This window comes from Longimicrobium sp. (assembly GCF_036387355.1).
In the GTDB taxonomy this organism is placed as follows: domain Bacteria; phylum Gemmatimonadota; class Gemmatimonadetes; order Longimicrobiales; family Longimicrobiaceae; genus Longimicrobium.
In genome coordinates, this window is the sequence record NZ_DASVTX010000366.1 from 1 (window position 1) to 18,833 (window position 18,833).

Below are 18,833 nucleotides of genomic sequence, written 5' to 3' on the forward strand. Positions count from 1 at the left end.
AGTTCGGCGTCCCGATCGGCGAGCACCAGCTGGTGCAGCGGCGGCTGGCCAACATGGCCACGGACCTCCGCGCGGCCCGGCTGCTGTGCCACCACGCCGCGTGGCTGCGCGACGCGGGCGATCCGGAGGCCGCGCGCGAGGTGTTCCACGCCAAGTACTTCGCGTCCCTGGCCGCCACGCGCGCCGCGCTGGACTGCGTGCAGGTGCACGGCGCCAACGGGTGCACGGAGCAGTACCCCGCGGACCGCCTGCTGCGCGATTCACGGGTGATGGAGATCATCGAAGGGAGCACGGAAATCCAGCAGGTCACCATTGGCCGCTGGGCGCTGGAAGCCGCGCCGCACGCCGGCTGACCGCGCCGGGCCCCATCCACGTTGCGCCGGACCGGAGCCCCGCGCCCCGGCCCGGCGCCCGCACGTTTGCACCGGAGACGAATCCGTGAACCGACCTGGCTCCCTGAAGGGGTGGGCGCTCGTTCCGCAGCCGCGCCCCGCCGCGCGCCTGCGGCTCTTCTGCTTTCCGTACGCCGGCGGCGGCGCGAGCGTCTTTACGCCGTGGGCCAGGGAGCTGCCGGACGCGGTGGAGATGGTGGCCGTGCAGCCTCCCGGCCGCGAGGGCCGGCTGATGGAGCAGCCCATTGGCGACATGGCGGAGATGGTCGCCGCCATGCACCGCGAACTGGCCCCGTGGATGGACCGCCCGTTCGCCTTCTTCGGCCACAGCAACGGCGGGCTGATGGCGTTCGAGCTCACCCGGTCGCTGCGGTGCGCGGGCGGGCCCATGCCGCGGCTGCTGATCACCTCCGGCCGCCCCGCGCCTCAGCTTCCGCTCCTGGATGCGCCGATCCACGCGCTGCCGGACGCGGAGTTCCTGGACACCCTTCGCCGCTTCAACGGCACGCCGGAGGAGGTGCTGGCCAACCGCGAGATCATGGAACTGCTCATGCCCATGCTGCGCGCGGACTTTCGCCTGGGCGAGGCCTACACGTATACGGCGGAGGCCCCGCTGGCGCTTCCGCTGGTGGCATGGGGCGGGCAGCGCGACGACGAGGTGCCCGCCGCGCACGTGGAGGCGTGGCGCGAGCAGGCAGGAGGCGAGTTCCGCTTCCGCATGTTCCCCGGCGACCACTTCTTTCTGCACGGCGACCGCGCGCTGGTGCTGCGTTCGCTGAACGAGGAACTGCGCGCCGTGCTGGCCCGCGCTCCCGCGCATGCGTTCTGACGAGCGCTGGAGCCCCGCCCCCGCGGGGGCGGTGGCGCTGGGCGCGGACGAGGTGCACGTGTGGCGCGCCTCCCTGCGGCCGTCCGCGGCGGCGCTCGCGCGCATGGAGGCGCACCTGGACGCCGACGAGCGCGCGCGGGCGGCCCGCTTTCGCTTCGACGAGCACCGTACGGCGTTCGTGGCCGGCCGCGGCGCGCAGCGCGAGATCCTGGCGCGCTACACCGGCCTGCCCCCCGCGGCGCACCGGTACCGCACGACGGCGCACGGCAAGCCCATGCTGGACGGGGGGATGGATGAACTGCGCTTCAACGTCTCCAACGCGGGCGACCTCGCCTTGTGCGCCGTGACGCTCGGGCGCGAGATCGGCGTGGACCTGGAGGCGCTCAAGCCCATGCCGGACGGCATCGACATCGCGCGGCGCTTTTTTTCCGCGCCGGAGAACGAGGTGTTCGCCGCCCTCCCGGAGCACGAGCGCGACGTGGCGTTCTTCCACTGCTGGACGCGCCAGGAGGCGTACATCCAGGCGGTGGGCGAGGGATTGTCGATGCCGCTGGACCGCTTTGACGTGGAGTTCCGCGCCGGCCACCGCGCGCGCCTGCTCGCCACCCGCGGCGACCCGGACGAGGCCGGCCGCTGGACCCTGCGCGAGCTGCACCCCGGCCCGGGCTACGTGGGCGCGCTGGTGGTGCGCGGCGGCGGATGGACCCCGCGCCTGTTCGACTTCGACGCCGCCTGACACGCGGCGGCGCTCCCCGACCAGAAGCGCGGGCGGCCGGCTGGCCGTCCGCGCTTTCCGCATTCACCGGGGACGATCAGAATCGGAGCGAGTACCGCCCGGTGCCCGCCGCGCGGGTGACGGCGAGCTCCTTCAGGAACGCCGCGGACGCCTTGGCGAACGCCCCTTCCCTGCGCAGCGCCGTGGGCCCGGCACGCAGAAAGTCCTGCGTGGCGCGCCGCAGGCTGCTGTCTGACGCGTAGCCGCAGGCGTGCGCCACGCTGAGCACGCTGCGGCCGGGGTCGTCCAGCAGCGCGGAAGCCAGCAGAATGCGCATCCATGCCATCATCCGCCTGGGCGCCGGGAGCCCCGCCCGCGCCGACCAGCGCAGCACCGTCCGCTCCGAAAGGTGCAGCCGCCGCGCCAGGTCGCGCGCCTTGCCGCCTACGGACACCACCTCCGCCGCCGTCATCACCAGCATTCGCGCGCGCCCCGAGATCATCACGGGCAGGGTGCGCTGCAGCAGGTTCTGCAGCGTGCGCCCTTCCACCGCGCGCAGGCGGCGGTACAGCGCCTCCTGCGTATCGTCCTCGCGCAGGCAGATCACGTCCGCCACCCCCCACTCACCGAGTGTTCGCAGGTCGCGCGAGCGCTCCGGGTCCGCGTCCATGGCCGCCAGCACGGTGGCCGACGGAAACTCCAGCAGCAGCGAGCGCAGGTCGCCGCACAGTTCGGGGGTGCGCGCCAGGGAGCCGTCGTAGGGGTCCACCACCAGGATGGCGGCGGGGGGCGAGGCGGCCACCGCTTCACGCATCTGGCTCCAGGAGCCGGAAAACGCACACCGGAACCCGCGCGCCTCCAAACGGCGTAGCTGCTCGCGCAGTGCACCATTCGAGTGCAGAACCAGGAGGGGTTTGGCGGCGCGGAGCATGACTTGTCGGATAATACTCGGTGGAGGGGCGCAAGCGGATGGGTGCGGGGAGCGGTTCGGAGACAACTTCATCTCACGCCGAAGGGCGCCCCGCCTGATCGACCAATTCCACCTTTCCGTTGCATCGGAGTTCACATGAAGCTGGCCCGTCTGTTCCTCGCCGCCGCAACCGCCGCCACCCTGGGCGCCTGCTCCAACTCCGTCACCGCGCCGGAAGCCAAGCCGGCCACCGACGCCCCGGCGAAGGCCGACTTCGTCTGCAGCGGAACCGTCACCTACGAGAAGGCTGCCGATGGCACGGTGATCGTGCTCTGCAACGGGCTCCTCGGCTCGGGGGGCTGAGTCCGCGACCAGCGGCTTCTTGATAAAGAGAAAGGCTCCCCGCGGCACTGCCGCGGGGAGCCTTTCTCTTCTGATCAGACCCCCGCTGTGACTGGCGCGTCCACCAGGCTGCGCACCATCTCCGTCGCAAGCGCATCGGCCTTTGCGGACGGCTTGACCGCGACGTTCGCCTGTGCGGTCCGGCCGTTCCGCACGGAGTCCAGCAGTGCTTCGGCACGGAAACGCACCTTCGCGTGCCCTGCACGCGTGGCCAACTCGAGCGACTCGGTTGCTGCCTGCTCGGCCCGGTCCCACTCGCTCAGGCTTGCGGCACCCAGCGCAAGTTCCATCAATGAGTTCGGCACGACGGCTTGCAGCTCCGGGTCCTTGGCGAGGCGGAACACCTGCGTCCACGCCTTCCGGAACGTCTCTCGATTCCCGGTTCCCGCGGCCGCGCGAGCCGCGTTCGAGAGCAGCACCAGCCGCTCACGCGGGCTGGACAGGTGCGGTTCGAGCGCCTGGAACACCTCGAGCGCGCGGCCGAAATAGCCACGCTGCATCCAGAAGTACGCGACGTCGTGCGCGAGCGCGGGCACCGAGACGTGCGACGGCCCGTATGCCCGGAACGCCTGCCGCGCGTACTCCTCGGCCTGCTCGTCTCGCGAGGTTTCCACCGCGATCACGAACAGGTCGTGCAGCGCCATGCCCTGGATCTCCGGCATGCCCTTGCGGCGGGCGGCGCGGAGAGCCTTGATGTGCATGCGGTGCGCGCCGGGGAAGTTGCCGCGCGAGATCAGCATGTTGCCCAGCGCGATGTACGCGCGGGAGTACGAATCCCAGTCGCCCGTCTGGCGGCCGATCATGATGGTGTGGCGGAACCACGTCTCGGCGCGGGCCAGCTCGGCGCGGCGGCGGGCAAGCTGCCCCACGGCCAGCGCAAGGCGGGCACGGCCCGGCGAAGCCACCGCGGCGGCCTGCGCGTACGCCAGCCCCGTGTTCATGTGGCCCTCGTCCTCGGCCCACTGCGCCACGTCGGTGCACGCCTGCGCCACGCGGTCGCCGCTGGTGGCTTCCGGCGCCTCCAGCATGGCGGCCACACTCTCCAGCGCCGCGGCCAGACGCTCCGGCACCCGCGCCTCCGCGATCTCCGCCCGGCGGCGGGTTCCCGCGTCAGGCGCGAACAGCTGCCCGCGCTCGCCCGCGTCGGTAGTGGACCAGAACATCACGTTGCGGTACGCCTGCCAGAGCAGGATGCCCACCTCACCCCCGACCTCACGGAGAATCTCCATTCCCTCCAGCGACTCCGATCCGCGGGTAAGGGGCGGAGGGGTCCGCCAGCGGCGAGGCACGCGGTCCTCGGCCTTGGTCCTGGATGTTTTCATTCCCCGAATGCTCCGTGCTATGAGGGTGTGTCTCTGTTCCCGAAAACGGTACCTGTTCGTGACGCTGTATACTATATGCAAGTAAGTGTGATCACGCCACTATTTTCTTGCAAAACCGCGGGTTGTGCCCTGAACAGTGAACAGAGTCAACCCTGCGCTGCTACAACGGCCCGCTTCAGGCGAAGTCCTGTCGGCTACTGATTGCCGCTTTGTACACTCTGTCGCAATTTGGGGTCCATCGCTGCGACCGGTGTGATACGAGCGGCGGTTTCCGGGTGTGCTACTCCGACAGCACCCTGAGTTCACCCCCCTCCAGCCGCACGGTCGCTACACCCCCATCCGCCAGCAATCCAAAGAGAAGTTCGTCCGCCAGCGGCCGGGCGACGCGGTCCTGGATGAGCCGGGCAAGGGGGCGCGCGCCGTTGGCCGGATCGTGCCCGTGCTCGGCCAGCCAGCCGCGCGCCTCGTCGCTCACGCGCAGCTCCACGCCGCGATCCGCCAGACGCTGCCGCAATTCGCCAAGCGCCCGCTCCACGATGCGCTCCATGACCTCGCGCGAGAGCGGCGCGAAGCCGATGCGCGCGTCCAGGCGGTTGCGGAACTCGGGCGAGAAGGTGCGCTCGTACGCCCCGCCGTCGTCGCCGCCCGCGGCATCGGCGGCCACGAATCCGGGGCGCCGCCGCGTAAGGTCTTCGGCGCCCACGTTGCTGGTCATGATGAGCACCACGTTGCGGAAGTCGGACTGCTTTCCGTTGTTGTCCGTCAGCTTGCCGTAGTCCATCACCTGCAGCAGCAGGTTGAACACGTCGGGATGCGCCTTTTCAATCTCGTCCAGCAGCACCACGGAGTGCGGCGCGCGGTTCACGGCCTCGGTCAGCAGGCCGGCCTGGTCGAATCCCACGTAGCCCGGCGGCGCGCCGATCAGCCGGCTGACGGTGTGGCGCTCCATGTACTCGCTCATGTCGAAGCGAATCAGCTCCACGTCCAGCACTTCGGCCAGCGAGCGCGCCACCTCCGTCTTGCCCACCCCCGTGGGCCCCGTGAACAGGTACGAGCCCACCGGCTTGCGCGGATCGCCCAGCCCCGCGCGCGCCAGCTTGATGGCCGAGGCGAGCTGCGCGATGGCCGCGTCCTGGCCGAAGACGCGCGCCCGCAGCTCCGCTTCCAGCCCGCGCAGCCGCTCGCGCTCGTTCCCCGCAACCGTGCGCGGGGGGATGTTGGCCATCCCCGCCAGGATGCGCTCCACCGTCTGAACGCCCACTTCCGGCCGCGGGCCGACCGCTGTTTCCTCCACCGCATCCGCGCCCCCGTCCTCCGGAACCGCGGAGGTGACAAGTTCCGGCGCGGCGAGGCGCACCTCGGCGCCGGCTTCGTCCATCAGGTCGATGGCCTTGTCGGGAAGGCGGCGGTCGTGCAGGTGGCGGGCGGAAAGCTCCGCGGCGGCGCGCAGGGCCTCGTCCGTGTAGCGGACACCGTGAAAGCTCTCGTACCGCTCGCGCAGCCCCTGCAGGATGAGGACGGTGTCGTCCACGGAGGGTTCGGCGACCTCCACCTTCTGGAAGCGCCGCGCGAGCGCCCGGTCCTTTTCAAAGTGCGAGCGCAGTTCCTCCCACGTGGTGCTCCCCATGCAGCGCAGCCCGGCGGCGAGCGCGGGCTTGAGCAGGTTGCTGGCGTCCATCGCCCCGCCGCTGGTGCTTCCCGCGCCCACCAGCGTGTGGATTTCGTCGATGAACAGCACCGCGCCCGGCCGCTGCTCGATCTCGCGCAGCACGGCCTTGAGCCGCTCCTCGAAGTCGCCGCGGTACCGCGTTCCCGCCAGCAGCGCGCCCACGTCCAGCGAAAAGATCTCCGCGCCGCGCAGGGGCGCGGGGACGTCGCCCGCGTGAATGCGCAGCGCCAGCCCCTGCGCCAGCGCCGTCTTTCCCACGCCGGGGTCGCCCACGAAGAGCGGGTTGTTCTTGCGGCGGCGGGCCAGGACGTGGATGGCGCGGGTGATTTCCCTGTCGCGGCCGATCACCGGGTCCAGCCGCCCCTCCGCCGCCTGCCGGTTCAGGTTCAGGGCAAAGCGGCTCAGCGCGTCCTTGCCTGCCTCCTCCTCTCCCCCCGCGCCCGCGGTGACGGGCTCCGGCTCGCCCGCGCCGGGGTCCGAGGCGGCCTGCATGAGCCGGAGCCGGTCCGCGCCCGCCTCGCCCAGAAAGTGGACGGCGAAGCTTTCCGACTCGTCGTACATGCTCACCAGGACGTGCGCGCCGGTCACCTCGTCGCGGCCGGAGCGGTAGGCCTGCAGCACCGCGTCCTGCAGCACGCGGCGGAACGCGAGGGTGGGGGTGCTGGTGTCGCGCGGGCCGTCGCCGGACTGGATCTGCTCGGAAAGGAAGCGCTCCAGCCGCGACCCCAGCTTCTGCACGTCGGCGCCGGCGCCGCGCAGGGCGTGGGCGGTGCCGTCGTCCTGCAGCAGGGCGAACAGCAGGTGCTCCAGGCCGGCGTAGGCGTGGCCGCGGCGGGCGGCGTCCAGCACGGCGAACTGCAGGCTGATTTCCAGCTCGGGGCGAAGTGCGGGCTGCGGCATTCGTGGGTTACTCCGGCTCCGTCGAAAGGCGCAGCGGAAAGCCGCGGCCCCGCGCCTCGTTCATCACCTCGGCGGCGCGTGTTTCTGCCTCGTCCCGCGTGTAGACCCCGGCCACGCCCACCCCCCGGTGATGCACCTGCAGCATGATCTTGAGCGCCTCGGGCTCGGTGCGCCCGAAGTGCCGCATCAGCACGTCCACCACGTATTCCATGGTGGTGTAGTCGTCGTTGTGCAGCAGCACGCGGTGCATGCGCGGGTGCGCCGTGCGGGTGCGCTCCTGCACGGCCAGGTCCGGCTGGCCTTCGCGGGTGGGGACGTCGGGATTGGACATGAACCTTGTACACGGGTGACCGGACTGCAATCTACTGCGGCGCGCAAGAATGGGGCACGGCGCGGGATGGTGGTACGCGCGTTGCCAGTGTCCCGCGCTTCTGGCGGGCGCCCGTTCGGTGCCCGCGACGCATTCCGGGGGATGGGCGGCGCCACACGATGACGGACATGCTGGGCGCGGCTCCGCCGCTGCCGGACGACGACCGGCGCGAGCAGGAGGAGCGGTTTGCGCACGAACTGCGGGTGCAGCGCTTTCTGCAGCCGGACGACGTAACCTGCGGGCCCACCTGCCTGCGCAAGGTCTACGACTTCTACGGGCTGCGGCTGGGCGGCGACGAGGTGCTGGGAGAGATCGACCGCAACGACGACGGGGGCACCCTCGCCGTCTTTCTGGGCATCTCGGCGCTGCGTCGAGGTTTTCAGGCGCGCATCTACTCGTACGACCTGCAGATCTTTGACCCCACCTGGGACCGGCTGGACCGCGGCGGGCTCAAGGAAAAGATCCACGCGCGCTTTCCGCACCTGCGGGACGGAAAGCGGCTGCGTGCCGCGCGCGCCTACCTGGAGTTTCTGGAGATGGGGGGCGAGATCGCCTTTCAGGACCTGACCCCCGCGCTGCTGCGGCGCATCATCGACCGCGAGCACCCGGTGCTGGCCGGGCTTTCTGCCACTTATCTGTACAACTTCATGCGCGAGCGGCAGACGCCGGACGACGAGCTGGTGCCGGACGACGTGGCGGGCGAGCCCACGGGCCACTTCGTGGTCATCGTGGGATACGAGCACTGGGGGCGCCGCTTCAGCCTGCGCGACCCGGCGGAGCACGTGCCCGTGTCGCCGGACGGGCGGCAGGTGGTGGACGGACAGCGGCTCATCAACGCCATCCTGCTGGGCGACGTGACGTATGACGCGGTGCTGCTGGAGCTGTGGCCGGGGGACGAGGGGGCCGCGTGAACCGCACCCGAATTCTGGCCGTCGTGAGCGATCCGGCGGACGCGCGGGGGCTGCCGGCCAACGTCGCCGTCCCCGCGGAGCGCTACCTGGAAGGCGGCGCCGAGCTGGCGGACCCGCGCGCCCTGGTGGTGAACCTGTGCCGCTCGTGGGCGTACGGCAGCGAAGGGTACTACGTCTCGCTGCTGGCCGACGCGCGGGGCCAGCACGCCGTGCCCAGCGTGGAGGAAAGCGAGCAGCTCGCCAAGCCCAACAACCTGTTCCGCATCCTTCAGGAGGCCGGCGTCCCCACGGTGGATCCGGAGGAGATGGCCTCTCGCCGCCGCTCCGCGGAGCTGGCGGAGGACGATGCGGCGACGGTGGTGCGCGTGTGCGAGGAGGGCGCGTGGGTGTGCCGCCCCGCGCGCGAAGACGAGCTGGCGCAGACCCTCGTGCTGCTGGGCGGGGCGGAGGACGCGCGGTTCCGCAACACGGCGCTGTACGTGTACCGCGAGTGCTCCGCGCCCGTCATGCGGCTGCGGCTGGCGCGGGAAGAGGGCGAGTGGAAGGTCACGGAGGTGGCCGCCGTCCCCGTGCACCTGCTGGACGAGGCGGAGTCCGCGCGGCTGGTGGAGGTTCTGGGCGACCCGCGCCGCGTGCTGCGCCGGGGCGCGCAGGAGGCGCGGGAAGAGCGGCGCGCCTCCATTGCCGTGCTGCACGACGCCAACGACCCGTTCAGCCCGTCCAGCCCGGAGACGCTGGACCGGCTGGAGCGGGTGGCGGCGCGCATGAACGTGCACCTGCGCCGCATCGGCGTGGACGAGATGCACAAGCTGCCGGAGTACGACGCGCTCTTCATCCGCGCGCTCACGGGGGTGAGCGAGCCCGCCTTTCAGTTCGCGCTGCGGGCGGAGGCGCTGGGGATTCCGGTGGTGGACGATTCGCAGTCGATCATCCGGTGCGGCAACAAGGTGTTTCTGGAGGAGCTGCTGCGCCGCGAGGGGATCCCCACGCCGCGCACGCGCATCGTGACGCGGCACACGCCCTGGCACGACGTGGCGGAGCTGGGGCTCCCCGTGGTCATCAAGCTGCCGGACGGCTCGTTCAGCGCCGCGGTGCACAAGGTGTCGTCGCACGACGAGTTCCGGCGCCGCGCGGACGAGATGTTCCGCCGCTCGCCCCTGATCATCGCCCAGGAGTTCCTGCCCACGGACTACGACTGGCGGGTGACGGTGCTGGACGGGCGCGTGCTGTTCGCCGCGCGCTACCACATGGCGCGGGGGCACTGGCAGATCCGGGCAGAAACGGCCGCGGGCAAGGAGCGCTACGGCCGCGTGGAGGCGGTGGCGCGCGACGCGGCGCCGCCGGAGGTCGCCGGGCTGGCCCTGCGCGCCGCCGCGCTCATCGGCGACGGGCTGTACGGCGTGGACCTCAAGGAAACGCCGGACGGGCCCGTGGTGATCGAGATCAACGACAACCCCAACCTGGACGTCGGGTACGACGACGCGGCGGACGGCGCCGTCATCTACCAGGACGTCATCGAGTTCTTCTTGAAGCGCATCGAGCAGGCGCCGGAGCGCGAGGCCGCCGCGCCGCAGCGGACGGACGCGGAATCCGAGGCCGTGCTGCTGGAAAAGATCCGCAAGCCGATCGCCTCCGCCTCAACCGGCCAGCGGGACGCGCGCCACTTCAAGCCGTTCGAGGTGGCGGGGATGGAGCTGGAGTACCCCACGGTGGACCGCGACCTGAACGTGGTGTCGCTGGTGGAGCCGGCCTTCAAGGCGCTGGCGGGACGGGGGACGTCGGACGTGGACCTGGGCGCGGTGGGGTTCAGCAACGAGATCGCGGACCACGTGTTCGAGGTCAAGACGCAGGCGCCCGTCCGCAGCCTCCTGGAGGCGGAGCGGGTGCTGGCGGAAGGGGTGCAGCGCTTTTCCGCCGTGCTGCGCGCGGAGTTCGGCGCGCGGCTGCTCCCCACGGGGATGCACCCCTGGTTCGATCCGCGCAAGGGCAAGCTGTGGACGCGCTCCGGGCTGCGCGTCTACACCACCTACGCGCGGCTCTTCGACGTCCGCACGCACGGGTGGATGAACGTGCAGGCGTCGCACCTGAACCTGCCGCTGGGGCGCGAGGTGGACGCCATCGCCATGCACACCGCGTCGGCGCTGCTCATCCCCTACCTTCCCGCCCTGGCCGCCAGCACGCCGATGTACGACGGCGAGCTGCAGCCCGCGGCGGACGGGCGGCTGGCGTGGATCCTGGAGCACCAGGCGCGCATTCCGGAATCGTGCGGGGAGCTGGTGCCGGAGTACGTGGACAGCTTTGCGGACTATCGAAAGAAGATCTTTGCGCCGATGTACGCCGCGCTGGACCGGCTGCCGGACACGGGCGCGATTCGCCACGAGTTCTTCAACGCCCGCGGCGCCGTCTTCAAGTTCTCGCGCCGGGCCATGGAGGTGCGGGTGCTGGATACGCAGGAGTGCGTGCGGATGGACGTGGCGATCGCCTCGTTCGTGCGTTCGGCGCTCAAGCACCTGACCGGGCGCGTGGCGGATGGAAAGGTGGACCTTCCGGACCACGCGGTGCTGGTGCAGGACTTTCGCGCCTGCATTCGCGACGGCAGCCGGGCGCGGGTGCACGCTCCGCACCTGGACGCGCCGCGCGGCCCCGACGGCCTGTGCGACGTGCGCGACGTGCTGGACGCGCTGCTGTCGTCCGCGCGCCGCTCGGTGCGGCGCGACGAGGCGCACTACCTGGACCTGGTGGGCCGGGTGATCCGCACGGGGACGCTGAGCGAGCGGATCCGCGCGGAACTGGCCCCGGTCGCCGACGCGGACGACGAGACGTTCACGGAGGCGGCGCGCCGCATCTACATCGAATTGATCGAGTGCCTGGAGGCCAACGAGCCCTGGGCGCGGCGCGGGCTCTGAGGCCTAAGCGCTTACGGGGATGGCGTTTGACTCCGTTACAATTGGCACGCGGCCTGCATGGTGCGCCGTTGACTCAACGGAGGTGAGCACGATGGCTTTGCGGAGTTTCGCGGATTCGTCCGGCCGGGAGTGGCGGGTGTGGAGCATTGTGCCGACCTACGAATCCGAGTGTGATAGCGGGCAGTACACGCCGGGGCTGCAGGGCGGCTGGCTGTGCTTTGAGCATCAGGACCAGAAGCGGCGCCTGTCGCCGATTCCGGAAGACTGGGAGATCGCCGAGGCCGCCGACCTGGAGCGGTACTGCACCAGCGCCCAGCCGGTGCGGAGGCGAACGCTGGTAGGCTGAAGGACCGAGCAGGACGAAAGGCGGGGTGTGCGTGATGCGCACCCCGCCTTGCTGTCATCTTGGGCACGAGGATCCGCCCGGGCCGAGCATGGCTCCACTGCCGCGGGCTGAAGAGATCGCCCACACGACCGTTGTGCTGCCTCGGATCGGTTGGCCTTTATCGCTGTAGTTAGGTGGATCAACAGATCGCGAAAACTTGGGGGTGCCCTGCGAGGCACGCCTGCAATCCTATCGCGCCTGAAGCTCTCAAGCTGGACAGGTCGTCTGTGCAGGCCACGAGTCAGATACACACCTCCCCGGCCCTGAAGCGGCACGAGGCTGCCCACGTTCTCTTTGGTGGTCAGCAGCGGCTTGTCGACTCCGCCCGCGTGAGACTAGGGACGGGTTTCGAGCTTCCGGGCTGGTCCTTGCCCTCGATGGCCCACGCCACGTCCCCCGAGGTACATGCAGACCACGATGGTCGCGCTTGAACGCTTCACTTCAGCCTGAGATACGTATCGGCTCCAGGTACCGTTCGAGGAGGGCGAGCCGCGCCGGAAAATCTGGATTGGAAAAATCTCCAGGATCGCTCGTGAGCTGCAGAAACACTCCGCCCGCACTCGACGGCAGAATCGCTGCGACGGGAGCTTCCTCGCGAACGCGCGCCATACCGCCAAGCGCATCGACGAGATCGGGACCCAAGTAGTTGCCCCAGTACGCTCCACGTACCCGCGCACCCACATGCACGCGCGCGAGCTGATGTCCAAGCAAGCGCGCCCTACGGAGTGCCTCATCTGGAGTAAACTCGTGATCCCAAGCGAAGATCGGCGTCGCAGTGAGTTCCACGAAAACGTCATTGAAGCTGGGTCCAGTGTAGACCAGCGCATACGAACTCTGCAGAATCTCGATGATCGACACCGCACCGGATGCGAGTTCGCCGGGTGTCTGGACGGCAGCGTCGGCGGTCAGGATGTATACTGCATAGGGGGCCACCGCGGAGGGGCCTGCCTGAGGATCCCGGGAGATGCGTAGGTCCAACATGGCACCTTCAGTCCCCCTCTCGCGATCGGAACGCTTGTGTTCGTTCAGTTCCAAACCCTCGTAGCTTCCTGAAGCCAGTTCAGATATGATCCGAGTCAAGTTCTGCTTCGAAAGTTTCGCTTCTCGTCCAGGCAGTCCGGATTCCGACAGGATGCCGCTAACATACGCCAAGCGCTGGCCCCCTGTGATGACGGCCATGCCGGAGAGCAATGGTTCGATGAGAGCCGGGTGCTCCTTCAAGTCGCGACCGTGATAGACCGCAATTCCTATCATTTCCGCCTCACTGGTACGTTCGGATTTCGGTCGTGATGCGAAAACCTCGAAACTCATCCATCTTTCATCAATTCCGCCACGTATCGTGCCAGCTGCCTTTGTCCGAGCTCACACAGAAATCGAACGACGCGGACCTGTGATCGGGTCGCTGGACAGGGAGCCGGAACAGACGCAGAGCGGGGCCGCTGGAACAATCCAGCGGCCCCGGGAAGGCGTTCGTGAGCGGTGATTCCTCGGATCTGCGGTTTCTGCCGAAGGCCGCATTCTTTCCGCTCTCGCACAGGAGAAAGCTCAGTAGTACGGGTTCGCCCCCGCATCATGGTCCGTCAAATCCACGATCTCGCGGACTTCGGGGATCTCATCGCGCACCATGCGCTCGATGCCCTGCCGCAGCGTCATGGCCGAGGCCGCGCAGCCCTGACAGCCGCCGGTCATCCGCACGTAAATGGTGTCATCCGCCACGTCCACCAGCTCCACCGCGCCGCCGTGCGAGGCAATGCGGGGGTTCACCATCTCGTCGAACAGCAGCTGCACCTTTTCCGCCAGCGGGCCGGACGCGCCGCCCGAGCCGGACGAGGTCACCGTGGGCGGGGCGCTGGGGGCGGAGGGGCGCGGCGTATCGACGCTGAACCCGCCATCCTGGTCGCTCCAGTCCACGCTGGCGCCGCTCAGCAGGTTGCTGGTGTCCAGGTTCAGAAAGACGCGGATGCCTTCCAGATTGATGGCGATCTCCGTCTTTTCCTTGTCCTCGCGCTCCACCAGCGAAATCTGGTACGCGCGGTCCATGGGCTTGCTGCCGTCGCGCAGCGTAATGCGAAGCGCGGGGTCGCGCACCACCTCGGCATCCACCAGGGTGCTGATCTTGTCGCGCGCCGCGTCGGTAAGCTGAATCATCGTTCCTCTGTGCCTGTTCCGGTCCCGGAGCGCATACACTCACCCCGCGCGGCGGTTCGCACAAGGGGAGAGTGCTGAGTGCTGAGTGCTGAGTGCTGAGTGCGGAGTGCGGAGTGCGGAGTGCGGAGTGCGGAGTGCTGAGTGTGGGAGTGCGGGACCGGGGCGCGCGAGCTTGCGCGCGGCGCGGCGGGCCGGATAGCGTTCCGCGGCCACCGCTGATCACGACCAACCCGGTTCACCGATGTCCAACGCCGTTTCCGCCTCCCGCGATGCCGACGTGCTGGTGCTGGGCGCCGGCGTCATCGGGCTCACCACGGCCATCCGCCTGGCGGAGCGCGGGCGCCGCGTCCGCGTCTGGGGGCCGGACGCGGTGCACTCCATCGTCTCCTCCGCCGCGGCGGCCATCTGGTACCCGTACAAGGCGGCGCCGCTGGACCGCGTGGCGCGCTGGGCCCTGCGCACCCGCGAGCAACTGCTGCGCGACGCGGCCGATCCCGCATCCGGCGTGCGCGACGTGGACGGGACGGAGGTGTGGAACGGCGCGCCGGACCCCATCTGGACGATCGCGGAGATGGACGTCGTTCCGCGGCGCACCATTCCTTCGCAGTTCCCGGAATACACGGACGCGCACGAACTGCGGCTTCCCGTGGCGGAGATGCCCGTCTACCTCGCCTGGCTGGCGGCGCGGCTGGAGGCGCTGGGGGTGCAGACGGAGCCGCGGCGCGCCCGCACGCTGGACGACGCCATCTTCGCCGCGACAACGGTGATGAACTGCACCGGGCTCGCGGCGGGCGTGCTGGTGGGCGATTCGTCGGTGCATCCCATCCGCGGGCAGATCATCCGCGTCCGCAATCCGGGGATCGAGCGGTTCTGGCTGGCCGTGAGCCCGGGCGCGGAGCCGGTGTACATCGTTCCGCGCGCGGACGACGTGATCCTGGGCGGCACCGCGCAGATGCACGACGGGCGCCTGGACACGGACGCGCACACGGCGGAAGAGATCCTGGCCCGCTGCGCGCGGTTCGAGCCGTCGCTGGCGGATGCGGAGGTGCTGGAGCACCGCGCCGCCCTGCGTCCCGGCCGCCCCGAGGTGCGCCTGGAGCGTGAGGAGGTGGGGGATGGGCGCGCCGTCATCCACAACTACGGCCACGGCGGCAGCGGCGTCACCGTCGCCTGGGGCTGCGCGGACGAGGCGGCCTCGCTCGCGGAGTGACCGGCCAGCCGCACGTCCCCGCGCGGCGGATCAGGAGATCAGGAGCACCTTGCCCGGCGCCGCGGGCTCTCCAGAAAGCCCAGGGCGCACCAGTGCGTGCCGGGGACGGAGTACGGGTCCGTGACCTCTCTCCAGCACTTCCGGCCCGCCGAACCGGTCGAACACGAGCGCGTGCATCGCCACTCCGCTCCGCAGGGCAAAGAGAGGCGGCGGGCGCATCCGCGCCCGCCGCCTTGAAACCTACGCTTCAGCATCCAACGGTACCCCGGCCGTCTCAGGGCTTCTTGCCGCCACCGTTGCCGCCGTTTCCACCGCGCCCGCCGCCATTGTCCGGGCGGTGGGTGGCGCCCGGAACGGAAGCGGGCGGGCCGCCGCGGCCACGCCCCTGGCCGCCCTCCGCGCGCGACGGATCGCGCCCCGGAGGCGTGCCGCGCCGCGAGTTCTCGGACGCGGCCTCGCCGGGAAGCCGCCGGAGCGCCTCGGGGCCGCCGCGCAGCGCCGCGCTCACCCGGGCCAGCGCGCGCGCCGAGCTTTCGCCGTTGCTCACCAGCTCCGTCAGCACGGCGATGGCCATGGCCCGGCGGTCGGCGGGAGCGGCGGCGGTCACCTGCCGCAGCGCCTCCGCCTCTACCCCGGCGTCCAGCGCGTCGGCGCCCACGGACAGGTCCGCGGGGGTCACCGCCGTGCCGGCCATCACCTCGCGGGCGCGGTTCAGCGCGGACAGCCGGTGCTCCACCGCGGCGGCAATGCGGTCCATGGGCACGCCCTTGGCGCGCCCCTCGGCCACCTTGCTTTCCAGCAGCTGCACGGGAATGCCCGAAGTGGCCGCCGACCGGCGCGCCGCCTCAATGCGTTGTTCAGGCGTCTGCGCCTGCGCCGCGGGGGGAGCCCCCGCCAGCGCCAGCATCAGAACCGCGTAGATCCGAAGGGTGTTCATGGTGTTTCCGGGAATTGCCGATCCTGCCTTCCACACGATTGACGATCCGACCCCGCGGCGCGTCACGGAACCACCAGCACGGCCGACCTGCTACCGAAACCGTCGTCCACCGTCTGCACGCCGGGGGGCAGCACCACCTCGCCCGCCGCCGTGCGGAAGGCGTAGTGGTACGCGCCGGGCTGCACGGGAATGCGCGCGACCCACGCATCGCCCTCCCGCTGCATGGGCACCGGCACCCACCCGTTGAACGCGCCCACCACGGAGGGCGCCGCGGAGTCCGCCTCTGCCCGGGGCATGCGGAACACCGCCACGCCCTGGCGGATGCGCGGCCCCGGCACGGGGGCGGGGCGCCGCAGCGACCGCGAAAGCTGCACGCTCCACGTGCGCCGCGGGGTGCTCCAGTACAGGGGATCGAACGGCTCCTGCCGCACGGACGCCTGCACCTCCGTGGCGCGCAGCACGCGCACGCGTAGGCCCGCACCCCAGGCGGCCGCGGGATCCGGATGGTCGCTGGCCAGCCAGCGGCCTCCGTACGCCCATCCCCCGCCCCACGGCCTGCGCACTTCGGCGGTGGCGCCGGCGTACGGCCACCGGCCGCCCTCGCCCGCCACCAGCCGCGCCCCCGCCCCCACTTCCACGCCGTCCGCCATGGTGGCGGCGAGCCGGGCGTCGCTGTCCAGAAAGACACGCGTGCCCGCCGCATCGCTGATGGCGTCCACGGCGGCGCTCACCCCGGAGCGCGCGGTAGCCGTCATCCCCCCGGCGCGCCAGGCCACCGTGGGCAGAAGCTGCACGCTGCCGCCCCGGCCCGCCTCGTTGGGCCCCGTGGCGCCGAAGGCGTAGCCCTGCAGAGCCGCCGACAGCCCCGCCTCCGCGGCGCCGGCGCGCACCACGGGCACCCATCCTCCGAACCCCGCCGCGCCCCAGCCCGGCCCTTCGCCCTGCACCGGCACGCCGCCGGACAGGTAGGCCCACTGCCGCGCGCCGTCGTACCCCACGCCCAGCGAGGCGGAGGTGCTGGCGACGCGGGCGGCGACGGGGTCGTGCACGGCGCGTCCGGCACCGGCCTGCACCGTCCACCCCTGCGCCGCGGCGGGTGAGAAGGCGATCAGCGCGGCGGCGACGGCAGAGAGCGCACGGTTCACGCGGAGGCGCTCACCGGCGGAAGGGAGATGCGGCTGTTGGTGCCGCCGAAGCTGTCGTCCACCTGCGGCGCGTGCGGGTCCGCGACCCACTTCTTTCCATCCACCACAAAGACGTAGTCGTGCACGCCCGCGCGCAGCGGGACCAGGGCCGTCCACACGCCGGGCTCCGTCTGCCGCAGCACCAGCGTGGGCTGCCACCCGGTGAACGATCCCGCGAGCGCTACCTGCCGCGCGCTCGTCTCCAGCCGGAACTGCACGTAGACGAGAGGTTCGCCGGAGGCCGGACGGTCGATGGGCGCCTGCACGGCCGCGACGGGCGCCTGGTCCCGGTCCATGGCCGCGGGCACGGCCACGGCGGCCAGCGCCGCGGCGCACAGCCCGCCGCCGAGCGCGTACGCCGGGCGCAGGCGGATGGGGCGCGGCGTCCACAGCCACCGTACGGCGCGCTGCCACGGGGTGCGGCGCGGCGCCGCGGCGGGGAGCGCGGCCATCACGCGCGACGCCAGGTCCGGCGCGGGCGCGCCGCGGAGGGGCGCGGCGGCGCGGTCCAGCACGCGCGCCAGGGCTTCGGCGCGGGCGCGTTCGTCGGGAATCAGCGCGCCGGAGGGCAGGTCGCCGTCCAGGACGCGGTGGATGCGGTCGTTCATGGGCCTTGTGCGGAAAAGCGCGGCGGGAGCGTGCAAGGGATCAGACGATCGGGCGCCCGCCGGGTCACCCGAATGCCGCTGCTTCGCGGAAATGATACCACGCGGCGGGACGGCGGGTCCGCGCGGGGCACCCGCCTTGCAAACCGCGGCCCCGCGCGCGAGCTTCGCCCGCCTCACCTGCAACCTGTCGAGCGGATGTCTGTCACGAAAGCCCTGGACCTGCCCGTTTCCGAGATCGCCGCGCGGCTGGGGGACGACCGGCTGGAGCGCGACGCCGTGCTGGCGCCCCACACCACCTTCAAGATCGGCGGCCCCGCGGACCTCATGTACCGCGCGCTCAACCAGGAGGAGCTGGCCGAGGCGGTGCGCACCGCCCGCGACCTGGGCATCCCGTTCTTCCTGCTGGGCTTGGGCGCCAACATTCTGGTGGGCGACAAGGGGTTCCGCGGGCTGGTGATCAAGAACGAGGTGGAGCACGTGGAGTGGCTGGACGACACCCGCGTCAAGGCCGGCTCCGGCGTAAAGATCTACCACGACCTCATCCAGATGACGGTCGCGAAGGGGCTGGGCGGGCTGCAGCACTACGTGGGCATCCCCAGCACGGTGGGCGGGGCGGTGTGGCAGAACCTGCACTTCCTGTCGCCGCCGCCGGAGCGGGAGCGCACGATGTTCATCGCCGAGGTGTTCGAGTCGTGCGACATCCTGACCGAGGAGGGCGATCGGCGGACGGTCGATGCCGGGTACGTCCAGTTCGGCTACGACGACACGATCTTCCACCACCGCCGGGACGTCGTCCTCGCCGCCACGTTCCGGCTGGAGCCGGGCGACCAGGAGCGGCTGCACCGCGTCCTCCACGAGAACCTGTCGTGGCGCGGCGCCCGCCACCCGTGGCTCCAGGTGCACCCGAGCGCCGGCTCGATCTTCAAGAAGATCGAGGGCGTTGGCGCAGGCCGCCTCATCGACCAGTGCGGCCTCAAGGGCCACCGCCACGGCGGCGCGCAGATCTCCCCGATCCACGCGAACATCATGGTCAAC

Annotated in this window: 18 protein-coding genes; 9 read left to right on the plus strand and 9 right to left on the minus strand. The window is 70.9% G+C overall.

What is annotated here, in order from left to right:
• From VF665_RS15890 to VF665_RS15900, 3 genes are all read left to right on the plus strand, one after another.
• The coding region (locus VF665_RS15890; RefSeq protein WP_331054421.1) for an acyl-CoA dehydrogenase family protein at positions 1 to 353 on the plus strand (353 nt) is incomplete at its 5' end.
• A gap of 85 nt (positions 354 to 438) precedes the next feature.
• A complete protein-coding gene (locus tag VF665_RS15895) occupies positions 439 to 1,221 on the plus strand; it encodes a thioesterase II family protein (RefSeq protein ID WP_331054422.1) in 783 nt (260 codons plus the stop codon).
• Complete coding sequence (locus VF665_RS15900; protein WP_331054423.1) at positions 1,211 to 1,957, plus strand: 4'-phosphopantetheinyl transferase family protein; 747 nt, start codon at positions 1,211 to 1,213, stop codon at positions 1,955 to 1,957. Before VF665_RS15895 ends, VF665_RS15900 begins: the two co-directional genes overlap by 11 nt.
• Before the next feature lie 76 nt (positions 1,958 to 2,033).
• Here VF665_RS15900 and VF665_RS15905 read toward each other — a convergent pair whose 3' ends face one another.
• Entirely contained in the window at positions 2,034 to 2,750 is a 717-nt protein-coding gene (locus VF665_RS15905) for a helix-turn-helix domain-containing protein (protein ID WP_331054424.1), read from the minus strand.
• A gap of 252 nt (positions 2,751 to 3,002) precedes the next feature.
• On the opposite strand from VF665_RS15905, the gene VF665_RS15910 reads away from it, so the two are divergent.
• Complete coding sequence (locus VF665_RS15910) at positions 3,003 to 3,209, plus strand: hypothetical protein (RefSeq protein WP_331054425.1); 207 nt, start codon at positions 3,003 to 3,005, stop codon at positions 3,207 to 3,209.
• A 74-nt stretch (positions 3,210 to 3,283) separates the two neighbouring features.
• Here the strand turns inward: VF665_RS15910 and VF665_RS15915 are convergent, their stop codons facing one another.
• The 3 genes from VF665_RS15915 to VF665_RS15925 form a co-directional block, all read right to left on the minus strand.
• On the minus strand, positions 3,284 to 4,570 hold the full coding sequence (locus VF665_RS15915; RefSeq protein WP_331054426.1) for a tetratricopeptide repeat protein: 1,287 nt from the start codon (positions 4,568 to 4,570) through the stop codon (positions 3,284 to 3,286).
• Between the two features lie 280 nt (positions 4,571 to 4,850).
• Positions 4,851 to 7,139: an AAA family ATPase gene (locus VF665_RS15920; RefSeq protein ID WP_331054427.1), complete on the minus strand. Its 2,289-nt coding sequence runs from the start codon at positions 7,137 to 7,139 to the stop codon at positions 4,851 to 4,853.
• A 7-nt stretch (positions 7,140 to 7,146) separates the two neighbouring features.
• Positions 7,147 to 7,470: an ATP-dependent Clp protease adaptor ClpS gene (locus VF665_RS15925; protein WP_331054428.1), complete on the minus strand. Its 324-nt coding sequence runs from the start codon at positions 7,468 to 7,470 to the stop codon at positions 7,147 to 7,149.
• A 158-nt stretch (positions 7,471 to 7,628) separates the two neighbouring features.
• Between VF665_RS15925 and VF665_RS15930 the strand changes: the two genes are divergently transcribed.
• The 3 genes from VF665_RS15930 to VF665_RS15940 all read left to right on the plus strand — a co-directional run bounded on the left by VF665_RS15930 (position 7,629) and on the right by VF665_RS15940 (position 11,672).
• Positions 7,629 to 8,420, plus strand: coding sequence for a hypothetical protein (locus tag VF665_RS15930; protein ID WP_331054429.1), 792 nt, complete (start codon positions 7,629 to 7,631; stop codon positions 8,418 to 8,420).
• Positions 8,417 to 11,326, plus strand: a complete 2,910-nt coding sequence (locus VF665_RS15935; protein ID WP_331054430.1) for a glutamate-cysteine ligase family protein — start codon at positions 8,417 to 8,419, stop codon at positions 11,324 to 11,326. Before VF665_RS15930 ends, VF665_RS15935 begins: the two co-directional genes overlap by 4 nt.
• Before the next feature lie 91 nt (positions 11,327 to 11,417).
• A complete protein-coding gene (locus tag VF665_RS15940; protein ID WP_331054431.1) occupies positions 11,418 to 11,672 on the plus strand; it encodes a hypothetical protein in 255 nt (84 codons plus the stop codon).
• 480 nt (positions 11,673 to 12,152) lie between these two features.
• Here VF665_RS15940 and VF665_RS15945 read toward each other — a convergent pair whose 3' ends face one another.
• On the minus strand, positions 12,153 to 13,022 hold the full coding sequence (locus tag VF665_RS15945) for a type VI immunity family protein (RefSeq protein WP_331054432.1): 870 nt from the start codon (positions 13,020 to 13,022) through the stop codon (positions 12,153 to 12,155).
• Positions 13,023 to 13,256: 234 nt separating this feature from the next.
• Positions 13,257 to 13,859 (minus strand): NifU family protein, encoded by a 603-nt coding sequence (locus VF665_RS15950; protein WP_331054433.1) that lies wholly within the window; start codon positions 13,857 to 13,859, stop codon positions 13,257 to 13,259.
• Positions 13,860 to 14,100: 241 nt separating this feature from the next.
• Between VF665_RS15950 and VF665_RS15955 the strand changes: the two genes are divergently transcribed.
• Positions 14,101 to 15,069 carry an FAD-dependent oxidoreductase gene (locus tag VF665_RS15955; RefSeq protein WP_331054434.1) on the plus strand — a complete coding sequence of 323 codons (969 nt, stop codon included), beginning with the start codon at positions 14,101 to 14,103 and terminating at the stop codon, positions 15,067 to 15,069.
• Positions 15,070 to 15,343: 274 nt separating this feature from the next.
• Here VF665_RS15955 and VF665_RS15960 read toward each other — a convergent pair whose 3' ends face one another.
• The 3 genes from VF665_RS15960 to VF665_RS15970 all read right to left on the minus strand — a co-directional run bounded on the left by VF665_RS15960 (position 15,344) and on the right by VF665_RS15970 (position 17,798).
• A complete protein-coding gene (locus VF665_RS15960; protein ID WP_331054435.1) occupies positions 15,344 to 16,006 on the minus strand; it encodes a hypothetical protein in 663 nt (220 codons plus the stop codon).
• 62 nt (positions 16,007 to 16,068) lie between these two features.
• Positions 16,069 to 17,151 (minus strand): glycogen-binding domain-containing protein, encoded by a 1,083-nt coding sequence (locus VF665_RS15965; protein WP_331054436.1) that lies wholly within the window; start codon positions 17,149 to 17,151, stop codon positions 16,069 to 16,071.
• Positions 17,148 to 17,798: a glycogen-binding domain-containing protein gene (locus tag VF665_RS15970; RefSeq protein WP_331054437.1), complete on the minus strand. Its 651-nt coding sequence runs from the start codon at positions 17,796 to 17,798 to the stop codon at positions 17,148 to 17,150. Before VF665_RS15970 ends, VF665_RS15965 begins: the two co-directional genes overlap by 4 nt.
• 195 nt (positions 17,799 to 17,993) lie before the next feature.
• Here VF665_RS15970 and VF665_RS15975 point away from each other — a divergent pair.
• Positions 17,994 to 18,833, plus strand: an 840-nt coding sequence (locus tag VF665_RS15975) for a UDP-N-acetylmuramate dehydrogenase (RefSeq protein WP_331054438.1), incomplete at its 3' end; no start/stop codon positions are given.

Excerpts from the sequence above, each read along its gene's own strand:
- VF665_RS15900 (WP_331054423.1), top strand. The coding sequence starts at position 1,211 with ATGCGTTCTGACGAGCGCTGGAGCCCCGCCCCCGCGGGGGCGGTGGCG.
- VF665_RS15905 (WP_331054424.1), bottom strand. The coding sequence starts at position 2,750 with ATGCGTGAAGCGGTGGCCGCCTCGCCCCCCGCCGCCATCCTGGTGGTG.
- VF665_RS15910 (WP_331054425.1), top strand. The coding sequence starts at position 3,003 with ATGAAGCTGGCCCGTCTGTTCCTCGCCGCCGCAACCGCCGCCACCCTG.
- VF665_RS15915 (WP_331054426.1), bottom strand. The coding sequence starts at position 4,570 with ATGAAAACATCCAGGACCAAGGCCGAGGACCGCGTGCCTCGCCGCTGG.
- VF665_RS15920 (WP_331054427.1), bottom strand. The coding sequence starts at position 7,139 with ATGCCGCAGCCCGCACTTCGCCCCGAGCTGGAAATCAGCCTGCAGTTC.
- VF665_RS15925 (WP_331054428.1), bottom strand. The coding sequence starts at position 7,470 with ATGTCCAATCCCGACGTCCCCACCCGCGAAGGCCAGCCGGACCTGGCC.
- VF665_RS15930 (WP_331054429.1), top strand. The coding sequence starts at position 7,629 with ATGACGGACATGCTGGGCGCGGCTCCGCCGCTGCCGGACGACGACCGG.
- VF665_RS15940 (WP_331054431.1), top strand. The coding sequence starts at position 11,418 with ATGGCTTTGCGGAGTTTCGCGGATTCGTCCGGCCGGGAGTGGCGGGTG.
- VF665_RS15945 (WP_331054432.1), bottom strand. The coding sequence starts at position 13,022 with ATGAGTTTCGAGGTTTTCGCATCACGACCGAAATCCGAACGTACCAGT.
- VF665_RS15950 (WP_331054433.1), bottom strand. The coding sequence starts at position 13,859 with ATGATTCAGCTTACCGACGCGGCGCGCGACAAGATCAGCACCCTGGTG.
- VF665_RS15955 (WP_331054434.1), top strand. The coding sequence starts at position 14,101 with ATGTCCAACGCCGTTTCCGCCTCCCGCGATGCCGACGTGCTGGTGCTG.
- VF665_RS15960 (WP_331054435.1), bottom strand. The coding sequence starts at position 16,006 with ATGAACACCCTTCGGATCTACGCGGTTCTGATGCTGGCGCTGGCGGGG.
- VF665_RS15970 (WP_331054437.1), bottom strand. The coding sequence starts at position 17,798 with ATGAACGACCGCATCCACCGCGTCCTGGACGGCGACCTGCCCTCCGGC.